15 protein-coding genes are annotated in these 16,914 nt (G+C 69.3%); 10 read left to right on the forward strand and 5 right to left on the reverse strand.

Translation table 11 applies throughout. The features are described from left to right. Positions 1 to 3: 3 nt before the first annotated feature. From AB4070_RS16505 to AB4070_RS16520, 4 genes are all read left to right on the forward strand, one after another. Entirely contained in the window at positions 4 to 312 is a 309-nt protein-coding gene (locus AB4070_RS16505) for a GNAT family N-acetyltransferase (protein ID WP_058630449.1), read from the forward strand. A 52-nt stretch (positions 313 to 364) separates the two neighbouring features. Beyond that, positions 365 to 847, forward strand: a complete 483-nt coding sequence (locus AB4070_RS16510) for a DIP1984 family protein (RefSeq protein WP_378875695.1) — start codon at positions 365 to 367, stop codon at positions 845 to 847. 255 nt (positions 848 to 1,102) lie between these two features. After that, a complete protein-coding gene (locus AB4070_RS16515) occupies positions 1,103 to 2,272 on the forward strand; it encodes an exonuclease SbcCD subunit D (protein ID WP_441981059.1) in 1,170 nt (389 codons plus the stop codon). Continuing rightward, complete coding sequence (locus AB4070_RS16520; RefSeq protein WP_441981060.1) at positions 2,273 to 5,257, forward strand: AAA family ATPase; 2,985 nt, start codon at positions 2,273 to 2,275, stop codon at positions 5,255 to 5,257. Positions 5,258 to 5,287: 30 nt separating this feature from the next. Here AB4070_RS16520 and AB4070_RS16525 read toward each other — a convergent pair whose 3' ends face one another. Beyond that, on the reverse strand, positions 5,288 to 5,845 hold the full coding sequence (locus AB4070_RS16525; RefSeq protein WP_441981061.1) for a phosphorylase family protein: 558 nt from the start codon (positions 5,843 to 5,845) through the stop codon (positions 5,288 to 5,290). A gap of 107 nt (positions 5,846 to 5,952) precedes the next feature. On the opposite strand from AB4070_RS16525, the gene nadE reads away from it, so the two are divergent. From nadE to AB4070_RS16540, 3 genes are all read left to right on the forward strand, one after another. Then, positions 5,953 to 6,771 carry an ammonia-dependent NAD(+) synthetase gene (gene nadE / locus AB4070_RS16530; RefSeq protein WP_441981062.1) on the forward strand — a complete coding sequence of 273 codons (819 nt, stop codon included), beginning with the start codon at positions 5,953 to 5,955 and terminating at the stop codon, positions 6,769 to 6,771. 83 nt (positions 6,772 to 6,854) lie between these two features. Beyond that, positions 6,855 to 10,325 (forward strand): TM0106 family RecB-like putative nuclease, encoded by a 3,471-nt coding sequence (locus AB4070_RS16535; protein ID WP_441981063.1) that lies wholly within the window; start codon positions 6,855 to 6,857, stop codon positions 10,323 to 10,325. After that, complete coding sequence (locus AB4070_RS16540; protein WP_441981064.1) at positions 10,322 to 11,095, forward strand: GNAT family N-acetyltransferase; 774 nt, start codon at positions 10,322 to 10,324, stop codon at positions 11,093 to 11,095. Before AB4070_RS16535 ends, AB4070_RS16540 begins: the two co-directional genes overlap by 4 nt. 39 nt (positions 11,096 to 11,134) lie before the next feature. Here AB4070_RS16540 and upp read toward each other — a convergent pair whose 3' ends face one another. Further along, positions 11,135 to 11,767, reverse strand: coding sequence for a uracil phosphoribosyltransferase (upp, locus tag AB4070_RS16545; protein ID WP_441981065.1), 633 nt, complete (start codon positions 11,765 to 11,767; stop codon positions 11,135 to 11,137). A gap of 80 nt (positions 11,768 to 11,847) precedes the next feature. Between upp and tadA the strand changes: the two genes are divergently transcribed. Continuing rightward, positions 11,848 to 12,303 carry a tRNA adenosine(34) deaminase TadA gene (gene tadA / locus AB4070_RS16550; RefSeq protein ID WP_441981066.1) on the forward strand — a complete coding sequence of 152 codons (456 nt, stop codon included), beginning with the start codon at positions 11,848 to 11,850 and terminating at the stop codon, positions 12,301 to 12,303. A 13-nt stretch (positions 12,304 to 12,316) separates the two neighbouring features. Here tadA and AB4070_RS16555 read toward each other — a convergent pair whose 3' ends face one another. After that, the gene (locus AB4070_RS16555; RefSeq protein WP_441981067.1) at positions 12,317 to 13,288 is read right to left on the reverse strand and encodes a cation diffusion facilitator family transporter; all 972 of its coding nucleotides are present in this window, start codon (positions 13,286 to 13,288) and stop codon (positions 12,317 to 12,319) included. Between the two features lie 59 nt (positions 13,289 to 13,347). On the opposite strand from AB4070_RS16555, the gene proC reads away from it, so the two are divergent. Further along, the gene (gene proC / locus AB4070_RS16560; protein ID WP_441981068.1) at positions 13,348 to 14,187 is read left to right on the forward strand and encodes a pyrroline-5-carboxylate reductase; all 840 of its coding nucleotides are present in this window, start codon (positions 13,348 to 13,350) and stop codon (positions 14,185 to 14,187) included. Between the two features lie 3 nt (positions 14,188 to 14,190). Then, the gene (locus tag AB4070_RS16565; RefSeq protein ID WP_441981069.1) at positions 14,191 to 14,478 is read left to right on the forward strand and encodes a DUF1905 domain-containing protein; all 288 of its coding nucleotides are present in this window, start codon (positions 14,191 to 14,193) and stop codon (positions 14,476 to 14,478) included. A 69-nt stretch (positions 14,479 to 14,547) separates the two neighbouring features. Here the strand turns inward: AB4070_RS16565 and AB4070_RS16570 are convergent, their stop codons facing one another. Next, complete coding sequence (locus AB4070_RS16570; protein WP_441981070.1) at positions 14,548 to 16,140, reverse strand: hypothetical protein; 1,593 nt, start codon at positions 16,138 to 16,140, stop codon at positions 14,548 to 14,550. Continuing rightward, positions 16,122 to 16,898 (reverse strand): ABC transporter ATP-binding protein, encoded by a 777-nt coding sequence (locus AB4070_RS16575; protein WP_441981071.1) that lies wholly within the window; start codon positions 16,896 to 16,898, stop codon positions 16,122 to 16,124. Before AB4070_RS16575 ends, AB4070_RS16570 begins: the two co-directional genes overlap by 19 nt. Positions 16,899 to 16,914: the final 16 nt, after the last annotated feature.

Genomic DNA, 16,914 nt, shown 5'->3' on the forward strand with positions numbered 1-16,914 from the left:
CCAATGACGATCTCGCACACTGTCGGCGGCTTCATCCTGACCGACGAGAAGGACGCCTCGCGTTACACGCTCATGCGTGACGGCAAGCTCGTGAGCGTGCTCGACTACCGCGACGACGGCCATACGATCGCCCTCACCCGAGCCTTCACGATCCCGACTTTCCGCGGGAACGGCTATGCGGGGAAGGTCGTCGAGGGTGCGGTGGCCGACATCGAGGAGCGCGGCGATCGCAAGGTCGATGCCGTGTGCTGGTACGTCGCCGACTGGTTCGCCGCCCACCCGGAGCGCGCCGGCCTGCTGCGTACTCGCTGACTCTCCGATCGTATGACGAACTGTTACGCCGCGCCCCTGCGAGGATGACGTCATGAAACTCGCCGAGGCCCTCACCGCACGCGCCGACCTGCAGCGCCGGATCGAGCAGCTGCGGGCGCGCATCGTCGCGAACGCCCGCTACCAGGAGGGCGAGGAACCGGCGGAGGATGCCGCCGCCCTGATCGTCGAGGTCGACGCGGCGTTGACGCAGCTGCGTGACCTCATCCGCCGCATCAACGCCACCAACGCGCGACTGGATCTGGGTGCGGACGGCACCATGACCGACGCGCTGGCTTCCCGGGACGTGCTCCGTCTTCGGCACTCCGTGCTGACGGATGCGGCAGCCGCCGCTTCGGGGGCCAACGACCAGTTCCTCCGCCAGATGCGTTCGGAGCTGCGTCAGGTCTCCGCGCTCCCCGTCTCACAGCTGCGCTCGCGCGCCGACGCCGTCGCGCAGGAGTTGCGTGAGCTCGACAACAGGATCCAGCAGGCGAACTGGTCGAACGATCTCGAGGAGGAGAGCGGGAGTCGGTAGTCACGACGAAGCGGGCACAACCCTCAGCCGGCGGGGCAAGCCGGCACCTGTCGGGCGGAGGGCAGCCCTGATCTCGCATCGCGCAGCCCCGCACTCCGCACAGGTGAAGGTGCACAACGCATCTCGCATCACCGCGTGCCGATCGTCGCGGCGAGGGTGGGTCAGGGGACCTTCCGCTCCCTCCTCCGCGCCGGGTGCTGGCCGCTCACGGCACGCCTCGGACGGAATGTCGGAGGGGGTTCGTACCGTGTGAGTATGCGGATCCTGCACACCTCGGACTGGCACATCGGCCGGACGTTCCATGGCAATTCGACCATGGACGCTCTCGCCGAGGTGCTCGAGGCGCTCACCGCGCAGGTTCGCGACAATGCGGTCGACGTGGTCGTCGTCGCGGGAGACGTCTTCGATTCCGCCACCCCGTCCGGCGCGGCTTACACGCTGCTGGGCGATGCGCTGGTGGCGCTGCACGAGACGGGCGCCCGCGTCATCGTCACGAGCGGCAACCACGACTCCGCCGCACGACTCGGGTTCCAGGCGCGCCTTCTCCGCGAGGGCATCCACGTGCTCACAGACCCCCTCGCGGTGGGGGTGCCGGTGACCATCGCCGATGACCACGGACCGGTGCATTTCTACGGCATCCCCTACCTCGAACCGGCCATCGTGCGTCAGCACTGGCCCGAGGGCGATGCGTCCGGGCGTCAGTTGCGCACGCAGGCGCAGACCATGGCGCATGCGATGGACCTGGTCCGCGCCGGCATGGACCAGCACGGAGGCCGAGCGGTGGCGATCGCGCACTGCTTCGCCGCGGGGGTCGACGCGACCGCCGGGCTCGAGCGCGAGGTGCGACAGGGCGGTCTCGACGTCGTGCCGCTGAGCGTGTTCGACGGACCCGACTACGTGGCGCTCGGCCATATCCACGGACGCCAGCAGCTCAGCGACCGCGTGCGCTACGCGGGCGCGCCTCTGCACTACAGCTTCGGAGAACAGCACAAGCCCCGTGGTTCTTGGCTCGTCGACATCGACGCCGAAGGACTCGCCGGCGTGGAGTGGATGGAACTGCCGGTGCCTCGGCGGCTCATCACCCTCACCGGCCCGCTCGACGAGATCCTGTCCACCGAGTTGGTCGCGCAGCACGCGGATGACTGGGTCTGCGCCGTCTACACCGATGCGGTGCCGCAGCGCGAGCCCATGCGGCGTCTTCGCGAGAGCTTCCCGTACTGCGCCATGGTGCAGCACCAGCCGGAGGTGACGGCCGCGGTCGACGAGCGCTCCTATGTGCAGCGGCTGCGCACCGCGGTCACCGATGCCGACCGTATCGATGCCTTCCTCGAGCACGTGCGGGCCGGGCACGGACCCACCGAGGCCGAGAGCGAGCTGATCCGCGCGGTGCTCGACGAGCGGGTGCGTGCCGAGGCGCTCGTCTAGATGCGTCTTCATCGTCTGGAGGTCGAAGGCTTCGGCCCGTTCCGGTCGCGACAGACCGTTGACTTCGACGCCTTCGCCGACGACGGCATCTTCCTGATCGCCGGACGGACCGGGGCGGGCAAGTCGAGCATCCTCGATGCGGTCTGCTTCGGCCTGTACGGCGGGGTGCCGCGATACGAGGGCGGCGAGAAACGCCTCCGAAGCGATCACTGCGAGCCGGACGATCCCTCGGAGGTGCTCGTCGAATTCAGCACGCCGGCCGGTCGATACCGCGTCACGCGCTCGCCCGAGTACATGCGCCCGGCCAAGCGTGGTGGTGGCATGACCAAGCAGGCGGCCGCCGTGTCGCTCGACGAGTGGACGGACAGCGGGTGGATCGGCCGTGCCGCGCGGGCGGTCGACGTCGCCGGCGAGCTCGATGAGATCCTCCAGCTCAGTCGGGAGCAGTTCCTGCAGGTGATCCTGCTCGCACAGAACCGGTTCTCGGAGTTCCTGCTCGCGGGCAGCCGCGATCGCCAGGCGCTGCTGCGGCGGCTGTTCGGAACGCAACGATTCGAAGACGTGCAGGCGCGGTTCGACGATCGTCGCCGTGCGACCGAACAGGCGCTCGGCAGTCGTCTCGCCGCCGTCGAGGCGCGCATCGACGAGGCCGAGAACCTCGTGGCCACCGGCGAGCTGTCGGGAGACGGCGATGAGACCGTGGCGGAGACGTCGCAGGCTCCCGCGTCGATCGACGAGCGTCTGGAGGCCCTCCGGCGGGCGAAGGCTCGCGCCGACTACCGTGCCGAGCGTCGTGCCTCCGATCGCGCCGACGCCGAGCAGCGGTCGACCGCTGCCGACGCCGAACTCGCCATCGCCCGAGAGGAACGACGCGCGCAGCAGGAGCGCGATCGAGCCAGATCCGCCCTCGAACGCCTCGATGCCGAGGCGCCGTCGATCGAGCACGCCCGTGCCGAGCTCGCCGCGTCGCGCGCCGCCGAGTCGCTTCGTCCGATGATCGCCGCCGCTGCGCGAGCGGCTGCAGCGCTCGAGGCCGCAAGCCTGGAGGAGCAGGACGCCCGCGTGACCGGGCAGGCGATGGGGCTTCCCGTCGACGACGACCTCGAGGCCTGGGCGGAGGAGCGCACCAGGGAGATCGGCGCCTGGCAGCGGGCACGTGAACTCGAGGAGAGCGCACCGGCTCTGGACGCCGAGGTGCGCGCCGCCGAGGAGGCAGTCGAGGTCGCCACCGCACGCATCCAGGCCGCCGATGCGAAGCGGGCCGCGCTCCCGGAAGAGGTCACCGCTCTCAACGCATCGCGCGAAGCGGCGCGGAGCCTCGCAGACCGGGTGGAGGACAGACGGGCGGCACAAGAGGCGGCAGACGCACGGCGCGCGGCGGCGCGCGAGGCGGAGAGGCTGCGCACAGCGGAGCTCTCGGTCGACGTCGAGCTCACGCAGGCGACGGCATCGCATGCGGCGGCTCAGTCCACCTTGGCGGAGCTGCGCCGGCGCCGCACGGACGGCATGGCGGGAGAACTGGCGTCGACGCTCCGACACGAACAGCCCTGTCCGGTCTGCGGCGCGCTCGAGCACCCTGCGCCGGCAACACACGCCGATCCCGTCTCGCCGGAGGACATCGCCGTCGCGGAAGAAGCGCGCGACTCCGCGGCGCGGCGGGAAAGCGAGCTGGCATCCAGATCGTCTGCGCTCCGCGCCGAACTCGCCGCCGCCACCGCTCGCGCCGACGGGCGCGACGTCGAACGTGCCGAGACCGAGTACGAGGAGGCCGCTGCGGCCCTCGCGGACAGCCGCGCGGCTGTCGAGACGCTGACCGCGCTCGACACGCAGCTCGCGGACCTCGCGACGCGGCTCGAGCATCTCGACACCGAACGAGAAGACGACGCGAGGGCTTTGGCGGAGGCGCGCGAACAGCATGCCCTCCTGCGTCAACGTCGCACGGAGGCACAGGAGCTGATCGCCGCAGCGCGGGGTGCATTCCACACGGTCGCCGAACGGCTGGCGGAGAACGAGACCAAGGTCGCGGCTGCGCGTGCGCTGAGCCAGGCGATCTCCGAGCGCGTGCGCAGGGCCGAGGCCCTCGTCGGCGCCCAGGTGCAGCGCGACGCCGGTCTCGCAGACTCCGAGTTCGCTGACGAGGCAGCAGCGGAAGAGGCGCTGCGCCCGCTCTCAGTCCAGGAAGCGCTGGACGCGCGGATCACGCAGCACGCGGTGCAACGGGAGAAGGAGCGGGCCGTGCTGTTCGACCTCGAACTGCGCACCCTGCCGGAAGAGCCCATCGACCTGGCACCGGCCGAACGAGCATCAGCGGAAGCTCGCAGCCTCTGGACCACGGCGGTCGACGAGGCAGCCAGGGCCGCCAGCACCGCGGAACGGCTCGGCGGGCTGATCGATTCTGCCGCGATCGAGCAGGCTCGCAGCGCCGACGAGGCCGCGGAGTTCGAGGTGCTGCAGAACCTCGCGGACACGATCGCGGGCAGGGGCGTCAACACCCGCAAGATGACTTTGGAGACGTTCGTCCTCGCGGCAGAGCTCGAGGAGATCGTCGAGGCGGCCAACCGTCGGCTGCACGAGATGTCCACCGGGCGGTATCAGCTGCGGCACTCCGACGCGCTCGCGGCCCGCGGTGCGGCTTCCGGACTCGGCATCGTGGTGTTCGACGCGTTCACCGGCCAGACCCGACCACCGCAGTCGTTGTCGGGAGGTGAGACCTTCCTCACGTCACTCGCGTTGGCGCTGGGATTGGCCGAGGTCGTGACGGCACGCGCGGGCGGCATCCGCTTGGACACGCTTTTCATCGACGAGGGCTTCGGCTCCCTCGACGGTGACACTCTCGACGTGGCCATGCGCACACTCGATGAGTTGCGTCAGGGCGGCAGAACCGTCGGCGTGATCAGCCATGTCGAGGCCATGCAGGAGCAGATCCCCGCTCAGCTCACGGTGCGAGCGTTGCCCAACGGCCCCAGCATCATCGACGCCCGCTGACGCGGGCCAGCGCGATCCGCCTGTCGTGCGTCAGACGCCGTACTCGCTGCGGATGACGTCGCGCAGCTGCACGCTGCAGCGGGCGACGGCGTCGCGCCAGTCCGTCAGCGCGCCGTCTTCCGCCTGGTCGGACACCGCCCGCAACACGCGGATCGGAACACCGAACTGCTCGGCGACCCAGATGAAGGCGTAGGTCTCCATATCGACCAGTGCAGCACCGAAGGGGCGGATCACGGCGGTGACCTCGGCGTCCTCGACGAAGTGGTCACCGGTCGCGATCAACACGCCGTCGCGTCCGGTGGAGACGCGCGCAGGCAGTGAGACGTGCTGCCCGCGAACGCCGTCGAGATCGGTGACGTCGTGCTGGAAAGCGCTGCCGACCTCGTGGACGGTCGCCTCGAGGCCGGGCTCGATGGCTCCGGCTGTTCCGACGACCACGATCTCGTCATAGACCTTGGCATCGAGTGCTCGGGTCAGGCCGTACGTGGCCGGCAGCTTGCCGGCGCCGGTAACGAGACGGTCGAAGCCGTCGAGCTCCTCCGGGAATGCGGACAGTTCGGAATCGAGGGCAGCGACGAGGAGCTTCACCGCTCCATTCTCTCAGGCCTTCGCTGGCAGGAGCATGCGAACGCCGCGGCGTCACCCGGACGTAACACGCAGGGGCGATACTGGTCGAGGACAAGACGGAGGATGACATGTCGTTGCAGAAGCAGATCTCTGAAGACCTCGGCGTCAGGCCCGAGATCGATCCCGAGGCCGAGACCGATCGTCGGATCGGCTTCCTCGCGGACTACCTGCGTGCCACCGGAGCGAAGGGGTTCGTGCTCGGGATCTCGGGCGGGCAGGACTCCACCTTGGCCGGCCGTCTGGCACAGCTCGCGGTGGAGCGTGTGCGCGCCGAGGGCGGCGAGGCGAAGTTCCTCGCGGTGCGTCTGCCCTATCGGGTTCAGCACGATGCCGAAGACGCGGAAGCCGCGCTGGCCTTCATCGCGCCCGACTCCTCCGTCGAGGTCAACATCCAGAACGGTGTCGACGGAGTGGAGGAGGACATCGAGTTCGCGGTCACGAGCGACATCAGCGACTTCAACCGCGGCAACATCAAGGCTCGCGTCCGCATGGTCACGCAGTATGCGCTCGCCGGGCACGACGGTCTGCTGGTGATCGGCACCGACCACGCGGCGGAGGCGGTGACCGGCTTCTACACGAAGTTCGGTGACGGCGCTGCCGACATCCTCCCGTTGTCCGGGCTCAGCAAGCGGCAGGGACGCTCGCTGCTGCAGTTCCTCGACGCTCCGGACCGACTCGCCTTCAAGGTGCCGACGGCCGATCTGCTGGACGGTCAGCCGGGACGCGCGGACGAGGACGAACTCGGCCTCACGTACGAGCAGATCGACGACTTCCTCGAGGGGCGTGAGGTCGATCCGGAGGTCGCCGGTCGCATCGAGGCCAGGTATCTCGCGACGCAGCACAAACGGCACCTCCCGGTGACGCCCGACGACACCTGGTGGCACTGAGCCCACGGGTCGAGGAGCCGCTCGCTTTCGCCCGTGTCGGATGCCGCGGATAGTGTCGAAGCATCCGACAGAACGGGAGCATCGTGCGGATCGACACTCAGGCGCAACGCGTCATCTGGAGCGCGAGCGACCTCAAGGCGGCCGCCGAGTGCGAGTTCGCATGGGCCCGGGCGATCGACGCGAAGCTGGGGCGCGTCCCCGCCGTCGAAGAGCCGGAGGATGCGACTCTGAAGCGCGCGGCCGAGCTCGGCGACGTGCACGAGCAGAACGTGCTCGAGCGGTACATCTCTGACCTCGGTGACGAGAACGTGCACCGCATCGAGAAGGTGTCCTCGGTCGACGCGGAAGCGCTCGCCGCGGCAGTCCACGAGACGGTGGCGGCACTGCGCTCGGACGCGCTCGTCGTGTTCCAGGCGGCTTTCGCGACGGACGAGTTCGTCGGATTCGCCGACTTCCTGCGCAAAGACGACGACGGGCGCTGGCGGGTGCAGGACTCGAAGCTCGCCCGCAAAGCCCGCGTCACCGCGCTCATGCAGCTTGCGGCATATGTCGACCAGCTCGACCGCCTGCGGATCCCCCGTTCCGACGAGGTAGATCTCATCCTCGGGGACGGCACGCTCAGCACGCACGCCGTCGACGATCTGCTCCCGTTGTTCCAGGTGCGCAGGGCAAGACTGCGAGCCCTCATCGCGGATCGACGGATCACCGACGGTTCCGCTGGCGCTCCTCTGGCGTGGGGAGACGACCGCGGTGACCTCCAGGTGGTCGCCTGCGGGCGCTGCGCGACCTGCGAGGAGCAGGTGCTCGCCCACCGGGACCTGCTGATGGTGGCGCGGATGCGTCCGGTGCAGCGCGCTCGGCTCAGAGCTGCAGGTATCGAGACGATCGACGCGCTGGCCGCCGCGAACGAGGCGCCGACGGGGATGAATGCGGATACGTTCGAGACGCTCCGCGCCCAGGCCCGTCTGCAGCTGCGGGCCGACGCCGAGGGTGTGCCGACCTTCGACGTGCACTACGCGCAGGCGATCCACACGCTCCCGCTCCCGAGCCACGGCGACATCTTCTTCGACTTCGAGGGCGACCCGCTGTACACCGAGCCTGCTCCCGACGGCGAGGCGCACTGGGGGATCGACTACCTCTTCGGCTGGGTGGACAATGCGGACCAGTACTCCGCGTTGTGGGCGCACACGTTCGCCGAAGAGAAGCGGGCGCTCGAGACGTTCCTCGACTTCGTGAATGCCCGCAGGGCGGCGCATCCGGGAATGCACATCTACCACTACGCCCCGTACGAGACCTCCCATCTCGTGGCGATGGCCGCGCGGCACGGAGTGCGCGAGGGCGAAATCGATCGGCTGCTCCGCGAAGGGGTGTTCGTCGATCTGTATCCGCTCGTTCTGCGCACGGTCAGGGTGGGCTCCCGCTCGTACTCGATCAAGAAGCTCGAACCGCTCTACATGGGCGACGATGTCCGGACGAGCGACGTGCAGAAGGGCGACGACTCGATCGTGCAGTACGTCGCGGCCCGCGAGCTCGCCGTGGCGGGACAGCAGTCCGAGGCAGACGCGGTGCTCGCCGACCTCGCCGACTACAACCGCTATGACTGCGTCTCGACGCGGCGCCTGCGCAACTGGCTGATCGACATCGCGAGGGAGAAGGGCGTCACGCCTGCACCGCCCGACGACGCGGACGAGGTCATCTACGAGCCGTCCCCACGATCGGTCGCGCTCCTCGCCGATGCGGAGCGCGCCGTGGAGACAGGCGGCGACGGACAGGTGCACCGCATCGCTGCCGCCGCCATCGACTACTTCCCGCGTGAAGCGAAGAGCTTCTGGGTGTCGCACTTCCAGAGGCTGCGCGAACCGGTCACGATGTGGGACGGCACACGCGATGTGGTGCGGGTCGACCGTCCGTCGTCATCGGTGGTCCGGGAGTGGAGCATCGCCGAGGGGCGGAGGGTGATGTCCAGAGACATCGAGATCCGCGGCGAGGTGTCACCCGGCACGACGCTCGGCCCCGGTGCGCAGCCGTTCGCGCTGTACGAGGTGCCTGCCCCGTTCGACACCGAGGTGCCCTCACGCGCCGTCCACGTACCGCACACGGTCACGATCGCGGAGGTGCTCGACGACGGCTACCTCGTCACCGAAGCGGCTGTCCAGGGACAGACCTGGGACGAGTTGCCGGTCGCGCTCACTCCCGCAGCGCCACCTCGGGTGGTGTCGCTGCAGGGCGCGATCGATGAGTGGGCCGACGCCGTGCACCTGGCCTCGCCGGGCTTCCCACAGGACGCGGCCACCGACATCCTGCGCCGGTTGCCTCCGCGCACCTTCTCGGGTGGCGCGCTCCCGGAAGCAGGTGATGACACGATCGATGCGATCGTGCGCGGAGTGCTCGACCTCGATCGCAGCTACCTCGCCGTGCAGGGCCCTCCGGGGACGGGGAAGACCTACACGGGGTCGCGCGTGATCGCGCGTCTGGTCAACGAGCACGGCTTCAAGGTCGGTGTCGTGGCGCAGTCGCACGCCATCATCGAGACGCTTCTCGAGCGGATCGTCGCCGACGGTGTCTCGCCCGCCCAGGTGGCGAAGGCGCCGAAGGATCCCGACGCGGACCCGTCATACACCGTGATCCCGAAGAACGGCATGGCCTCGTTCCTCGCCGAGCACTCCGACGAGGGTGCGGTCGTGGGCGGTACGGCCTGGGACTTCAGCAACACCCAGCGCGTCGAACGGGCGGGGCTCGACCTCCTCGTGATCGACGAGGCGGGGCAGTTCTCGCTCGCCTCGACGATCGCGGTCGCGGCCGGAGCGAAGCGGTTGCTGCTCCTCGGCGACCCGCAGCAGCTCCCGCAGGTGAGTCAGGGCGCCCACCCCGAGCCGGTGGACACGTCCGCTCTCGGCTGGGTGATGGACGGCGATCCGGTCGTGCGGCCCGAGTACGGCTACTTCCTCGCTCGATCGTGGCGGATGCACCCGTTCGTGGCTGCTCCGGTGTCGAAGCTCGCCTATGCCGGGCAACTCGCCTCGGCACCCGGAACCGAACTCCGGTCGCTCGAGGGTGTCGACGCGGGTCTCCATATCGTCCCGCTGCGCCACCGGGGGAACGCGACGCAGTCGCCCCAGGAGGCGGCAGAGGTCGTCCGGCTGGTCGCCGATCTCGTCGGCCGGGTCTTCACCGACAACGACCCCGAGGCGTCGACGCGACCGCTCACGCAGTCCGACATCATCGTGGTCACGCCGTACAACGCGCAGCGTCAGCTGGTGCTCGACGCGCTCGCCGACGCCGGCTTCCCCGATGTCCCGGTCGGCACGGTCGACAACTTCCAGGGCAAGGAGGCGGTGGTCTCCATCACCTCGCTCGCGGCGTCGAGCGGTCGGGATGCGCCGCGCGGTCCGGAGTTCCTGCTGCTCCAGAATCGCCTCAACGTCGCGATCTCCCGGGCACAGGTCGTCGCCTATCTGATCCACTCGCCCGCGCTGCTCGACGATCTGCCGTACACGCCGGAGGGCGTCGCCAGGCTCAGCGCGTTCGCCCGCCTCGTCGGAGCGGCCGAGTGATCGTCCACACCACCAATCAGATTCTGCGCGCCGCGGCAGCGTGGGTGTGGTTCCCCCGCGACAGCGAGCACGAGCGCGAGGATCTGCTCCTCGTAAGGGATCCGGCGCGGTTCGGCGGGGGAGTGCGGGGTTCGCAGGTCGACTCCTCGCTGTCGGCCGTCGACGTGGTGGATGGCGCACTGGCGCGGACCAGGGCTTGGGGTGCCTCGCAGTTCACGTTCTGGACGAATCCTTCCGACCGGCCCGACCTCGAGGACGAGCTACGGCGGCGCGGTGCAGAGCACATCGACACGGTGGCAGTGTTCGCACGACCCGTCGACGAAGTGGAGGTCGAGGTGCCGTCCGACGTGTCCACGGAGATCGTGCGCACCCTCGATCAGGTACGCGACCTCGACGGCGTCAATGTGCCCGTGTGGCACCAGCAGCCTCTCGATGATGAGGGTCTCCGAGCCGAACTCGACGAGGTGTCCGCGGCGCTCGAGGCGCAGAGCGGGTTCCGCGTGCTCGCGCGCATCGACGGACGCGCCGTCAGCACCGGAGGATGCACGATCGACGACGGGTTCGTGCGGCTCTGGGGCGCATCCACACTCGAGGACTACCGCGGTCGCGGCGCCTACCGCGCGGTGCTCGCCGAGAGACTGCGGCGGAGTGCGGAATGGGGAGCGAAGACGGCCCTGGTGAAAGGGCGCGTGTCGACGTCAGCACCCATCCTCGCCCGCGCGGGTTTCACGCACCACGGAGATGAGCGCGCCTACCGCCTCACGTTCTGAGGCGGAAGACGCACCGATGAGGGCGAGCGCCGTCGGGAATCAGACCGTGCCGTAGAGCCGGTCGCCCGCGTCGCCGAGGCCTGGCACGATGTAGCCCTTCTCGTCGAGACGTTCGTCGAGGGCGCCGAGCACGAGGGTCACGTCGCGCTCGCCGGCCATGGCCTCGATCGCGGCGACGCCTTCAGGTGTGCCGAGCAGGCAGATGGCCGTGACATCCTTGGCGCCTCGGTCGAAGAGGAACTGGATCGCCGCGGCGAGCGAACCACCGGTTGCCAGCATGGGGTCGATCGCGAAGCACTGGCGGTCGCTCAGGTCGTCAGGCAGCCGCTCGGCGTAGGTCGTCGGCTCGAAGGTGGTCTCATCGCGCACCATGCCGAGGAAGCCGACCTCAGCCGTCGGGAGCAGCTTCACGAGGCCTTCGAGCATGCCGAGACCGGCGCGCAGGATCGGCACCACGATGGGACGGGGCTCCGAGATCTTCACACCCGTCGTGGTGGTCACCGGAGTCGTGATCTCGATCGGGCTGACCTTCACGTTGCGGGTCGCCTCGTACGCGAGCAGCGTCACGAGCTCCTCCGTGAGCTGCCGGAACACCGGTGAGGGCGTGCGCGCGTCGCGCAGCACCGAGAGCTTGTGGGTGATGAGAGGGTGGTCGGCCACGTGAACACGCATGAATACAGGGTAATGCGCCACGCGGTCAGGCACGACATCGGGACCCCGACCGGGCTCGACGGCTGTCGTAGGCTCGACGCATGACCGCAGCCGACCGACGCGCGATGACTCGTGCTCTCGAGCTCGCCACCGAAGCGGCCACGGCATCCGAGATCCCCGTCGGAGCGGTGGTCCTCGATCCCGAAGGCCGGATCATCGCGGAGGGACGCAACACTCGCGAGGAGACCCACGACCCGACGGGGCACGCCGAGGTCGAGGCGCTCCGGCGCGCGGCGGCGGCGGTCGGGTCCTGGAACCTCGAGCAGCACACACTCGTGGTGACCCTCGAACCCTGCATCATGTGCGCCGGCGCCGCCCTGCAGGCGCGCATCGGTCGTGTGGTGTTCGGAGCGTGGGACGACAAGGCGGGTGCTGCCGGATCCATGTACGACGTGCTGCGCGATCGACGGCTGCCCTATCGTGCCGAGGTGGTCGGTGGCGTCGAGGCTGAGGCCGCGACCGCGCTGCTGCGTTCGTTCTTCGAGCAGCGGCGCTGAACGCGGTCCCCGGTCAGTCCGACGACTTCAGCACGAAGACGTCGGTCGAGGGCTCCGGGTCGATCGCAGGGCGATAGACGTCGGGCTCGATGTAGACGACCCGCGCGACCGGCACAGCCTCCCTGATCCGAGCCTCGATCGCGTCGATGTCGTCAGCGGCCTCCCGCAGCGGCTTATCCGCATTGAGGGCGATCTTCGCCGCCACCATCAGCTCGTCCGGGCCGAGGTAGAGGGTCTTCATGTGGATGATCTTCTCGATCTCGTCGCCCGCGTTGATCGCATCCACGATGCGGTCGTAGTCGGCCTGGGTGGCGCCTTCGCCGACCAGGAGACTCTTCGTCTCGACACCCAGCACGATCGCGATCAGCACCAGCAGCACGCCGATCATGACGGTGCCGAGCGCGTCGAACATCGGATTGCCGGTGAGCAGCGTGAGGCCGACGCCGAGCAGGGCGAACGTGAGGCCGGTCAAGGCGCCCACGTCCTCCAGCAGCACGACGGGGAGCTCGGGTGCCTTGGAGCGGCGAACGAACGACACCCACGACTGCCCCTTCTCCCGCACGAGGTTGCTCTCCCGCACAGCTGTGCGCAAGGAGAACGACTCGAGTCCGATCGCGATGACGAGCACCACGAGCGGGAGCCACCACCACGTCTTGTCGAGCTCATGCGGATTCGTGAGCTTCTCGACGCCCTCGTAGATCGCGAAGAGACCACCGACCGAGAACAGGATGATCGACACGACGAACGCATAGACGTAGCGCTCGCGGCCGTACCCGAACGGGTGTGCACGGTCGGCCTCGCGCCGAGCCTTGCGTCCGCCCAGCATCAGGAGCAGCTGGTTGCCGGAGTCCGCGACGGAGTGGATGGCCTCGGCGAGCATCGAGGCGGAGCCGGAGAGTGCCCAGGCGATGAACTTCGCGAGGGCGATTCCCATGTTCGCCAGGAACGCCGCGACGATGGCCTTGTTGCCTCCGGATGCACTCATGGGACGAGTCTAGAACCGCCCGCCCGAGGATGTCGGAGTGCCCGCCGTAGGATGACGACATGGCTGACTCGCTTCCTTCGCTCGCTTTCCTCGGTGCCGGCTCGATGGGCGGTGCGATCCTCCGCGGAGTGGTCGCCTCGGGCGTCCGCATCGATGGCGGGATCACCGCGACGAACCGCACGGCGGAGAAGGCAGAGGCCTTCGCCGGCCTCGACGGGGTCACCAGCATCGCGCTCGCCGATCGGCCGGAGGGCAACGTCGAGGCGGCTTCCGGTGCGCGGATCGTGCTCGTCGGCGTGAAGCCGGCGATGGTGCCGGACCTGCTCCGCCAGATCGCTCCGCACCTCGCCGCTGATGCGATCGTGGTCAGCGTCGCCGCAGGGGTCACGCTGCAGACCTTCGCCGATGTGCTGGGTTCGGAGGCGAGGGTGATCCGCTCGATGCCGAACACGCCGTCGACGGTGCGCAAGGGAGTCACAGGACTCGCCGCCGGTGCCGCGGTTCCCGCCGAAGACGTCGCCCTCGTCCGTCGTCTGTTCGAGACCGTCGGCGCCGTCGTCGAGGTTCCCGAGTCGCAGATCGACGCGCTGTCCACGATCTCGGGATCGGGACCGGCCTATGTGTACCTGCTGATCGAGGAGCTCACCAAGGCCGCCGTCGGCATGGGCTTCACCGATGCGGATGCCCGGCTCATGGTCGAGCAGACGTTCATCGGGGCGACGGCCCTGCTCGACGCCTCCGGCGAGGCTCCTGCAGAGCTGCGCCGTCGGGTCACGAGTCCGAAGGGCACGACGGAGCGGGCGGTCGCCGTGTTGCAGGAAGCACACCTCGATCACACCTTCGCGGAGGCTGCGGACGCCGCACTCGCGCGTGCCAAGGAGCTCGCCGCCGGAGCCTGAGCCATGCGGCTGCGGATCGAGGGACCCATCTGGTACTGGCGCGGGCCCGCGCCTTTCCACTTCGTCACCGTGCCGCCTGCCGAGAGCGAGATGATCCACGAGATCGCCTCTGTCGTGACCTATGGCTGGGGCATGATCCCGGCCACGGTTTCCGTAGGCGCCACCACGGTGACCACGGCGCTGTGGCCGAAGGACGGCGGCTACATCGTGCCGATCAAGAAGACGCTGCAGGACAGCGAGGGCCTCGGGGTGGACGACGTGATCGAGGTCGTCCTCGACATCGATGCCTGACCTGTCAGGCCCGATCTCGCGGGAGGCCTGACGCCCAGGGTCTGCGTGTCGCGTGCTGCCTGCCCGCGCTCAGCTCTCGCTGGACACGTCGGCAAGCACCTCGGGCCAGCGGCGATCCAGGATCTTCCCGCCCAGCACGGTTCCTCCCCAGAGTGCCAGGCCGCCGAACGCGAGTCCGCATGCGAGGCTGATCCAGCCGAGCGTGGGACTCCAGATCGCCGCGATGGCGAACCCGAATGCGGGTGCTCCGAGGAGGAGCGTGATGGGTCCGATGATGATCATCGCGAGCAGCGACTGCACCCCGCCGGAGGATCCGCGCCCGAAGGGATTGGCCTCCGGGGCGGGCGCACGGCCCGGAAGGAAGCTCCCCACCCAGGCGCCGGCTCCGGCAGCGATCGCCGTGAGACCGAGAGACGCGCCGATGCTGCCGGGGAGCAGGTCGGGCCGTCCGGCGAGGAGGCAGGTCGCAACGCACAGGGCGAGCGTCACCGGCACCGCGATCATCCCGAAGCCGAGCAGGCGCCCGGCACGGTCCGCCGCCCCGGACACACCCGTGAGGATGTGCGCCGCGACGGCATCGTTGTCATAGGCGATCGACATCTGCACGATCGTCCCGGCGAGGAGGGCGTTGATCGCCGGAATCAGTGTGATCGCGGGGGCGAAACCGACGGCCTCCTCTTGCAGGCCGTTCATGAGCGCGATGCCGATGAAGATCGCCGGCAGCAGCAGGAGCATCACGATGTTGACGAGCTGCCGCGGGTCGCGGCGGTAGTAGTGCAGAGATCGTGCGGCGATCGCACCCATCGGGTTGGCCGGCAGCACGCGATCGAGCAGACCGCCGGAGCGGACCCGCCCACCGCCGCTGCTCTGGATGGGGGAGACGAGCCGGGCGGCGAGCAGCCGCTGAGACGCCCACCACAGGACCACGACCGTCGCGAGGGCGATCAGCAATCGCAGCGTCGCGGTGAGGACGTCGCCCTGCGCCGCCGATGCCGACACCCCGAACACGGCGCCGAAGGGCGTCCAGGCGGCGATGTCGGCGGCCGAGGCGAAGGCACCCCCGACGTCCGTCACGGTGGTGAGCGCACCGATCCCGAGGTTGAGGATGAGGCCGGACGACGCGGCGAGCAGCACGCCGAGAGTCAGCACCAGGTCGCGGGTGCTGCGTCGGGCCAGCCATCCGGCGAGTAGTCCGCTCACCACACGGGCACCCAGCACGCAGGTCACGACGGCCACGGGGATCATGATCAGCGCGGTCAGCAATGCGGGAAGACTCACCGACCAGCCGAGGAGCATCAGCAGCAGGGCGACCGTGGTCCCGATGCCGCCGATGGTCGTGGCTCCGGCGACGACGAACCCCGGCAACAGGGAGGGGGCGGTCACCGGCAGCAGGGCGAAGCGCTCGGGGGCGAGGGAATCGTCGGCGCTCACGAGGATGGAGCCGATCCACCATCCGAGGACGAGCACGGACCCGGTGAGCACGATGGCGGTGACAGCGCCCTCCGGTGCGGCGAAGCGCAGAGCGACGAGGCCCGCAGCGAGTCCGGCGAGGAGTCCGAGGGCGATCATCCCCGTGATGATCAGGGTGACGATCATCCAGGGATTCCGCGACAGCTGGTGCCGCAGCTGCCGCCAGCGCAGGCTTACGAGGAGCGCAACCATGCGAGCGTCTCCGTCCCGAGATCGTGCGCCCCGACGAGCGTGAGGAACCGCTGCTGAAGCGAGAGGCCGGCTCGCACCTCGTCGAGCTGACCGTGTGCGAGCAGGCGTCCCTCGGCGACGATGGCCACCCGGTCGCACATCGACTCGACGAGCTCCATCACGTGGCTCGACAGCACCACGGTGCCGCCGCCGTCGACGAACGAGCGCAGGATCTGGCGGATCGTCTCGCCCGAGACCGGATCGACGGCCTCCAGCGGCTCGTCGAGGATGAGCAGTCGGGGGGCGTGGATCAGCGCGCAGGCGAGCCCGATCTTCTTGCGCATGCCGGCGGAGTAGTCCACGACGAGGGTGTCTCGCGCCTCGGCGAGCCCCAGCGCCTCGAGCAGGTCACCCGTCCGCGAGACGACGTCGGCCTCTGCCATGCCGCGCAGCAGTCCGGTGTATCGCAGCAGCTCTGCTCCGCTGAGACGATCGAGCATGCGGATGCCGTCGGGGAGCACACCCATGCGAGCTTTCGCCTCGGCGGGGTTCTGCCACACGTCGGCGCCCAGCACCCACGCCGTGCCGGCATCGGGGCGGAGCAGTCCGGTGGCCATCGCGAGCGTCGTGGTCTTGCCTGCGCCGTTCGGCCCGAGCAGGCCCAGCATGGATCCGGGCGGCACGTCGAGGGACAGATCGTCGACGGCGACCTTCTGCCCGAACTGCTTGCGAAGCCCGCGAAGGGCGAGGACGGGCGGGGCCGCTGTGGGGTCGGTCATGGCCCCATCCCACCAT

Source organism: Microbacterium sp. 2RAF4 (genome assembly GCF_052115285.1).
GTDB lineage: Bacteria > Actinomycetota > Actinomycetes > Actinomycetales > Microbacteriaceae > Microbacterium > Microbacterium oxydans.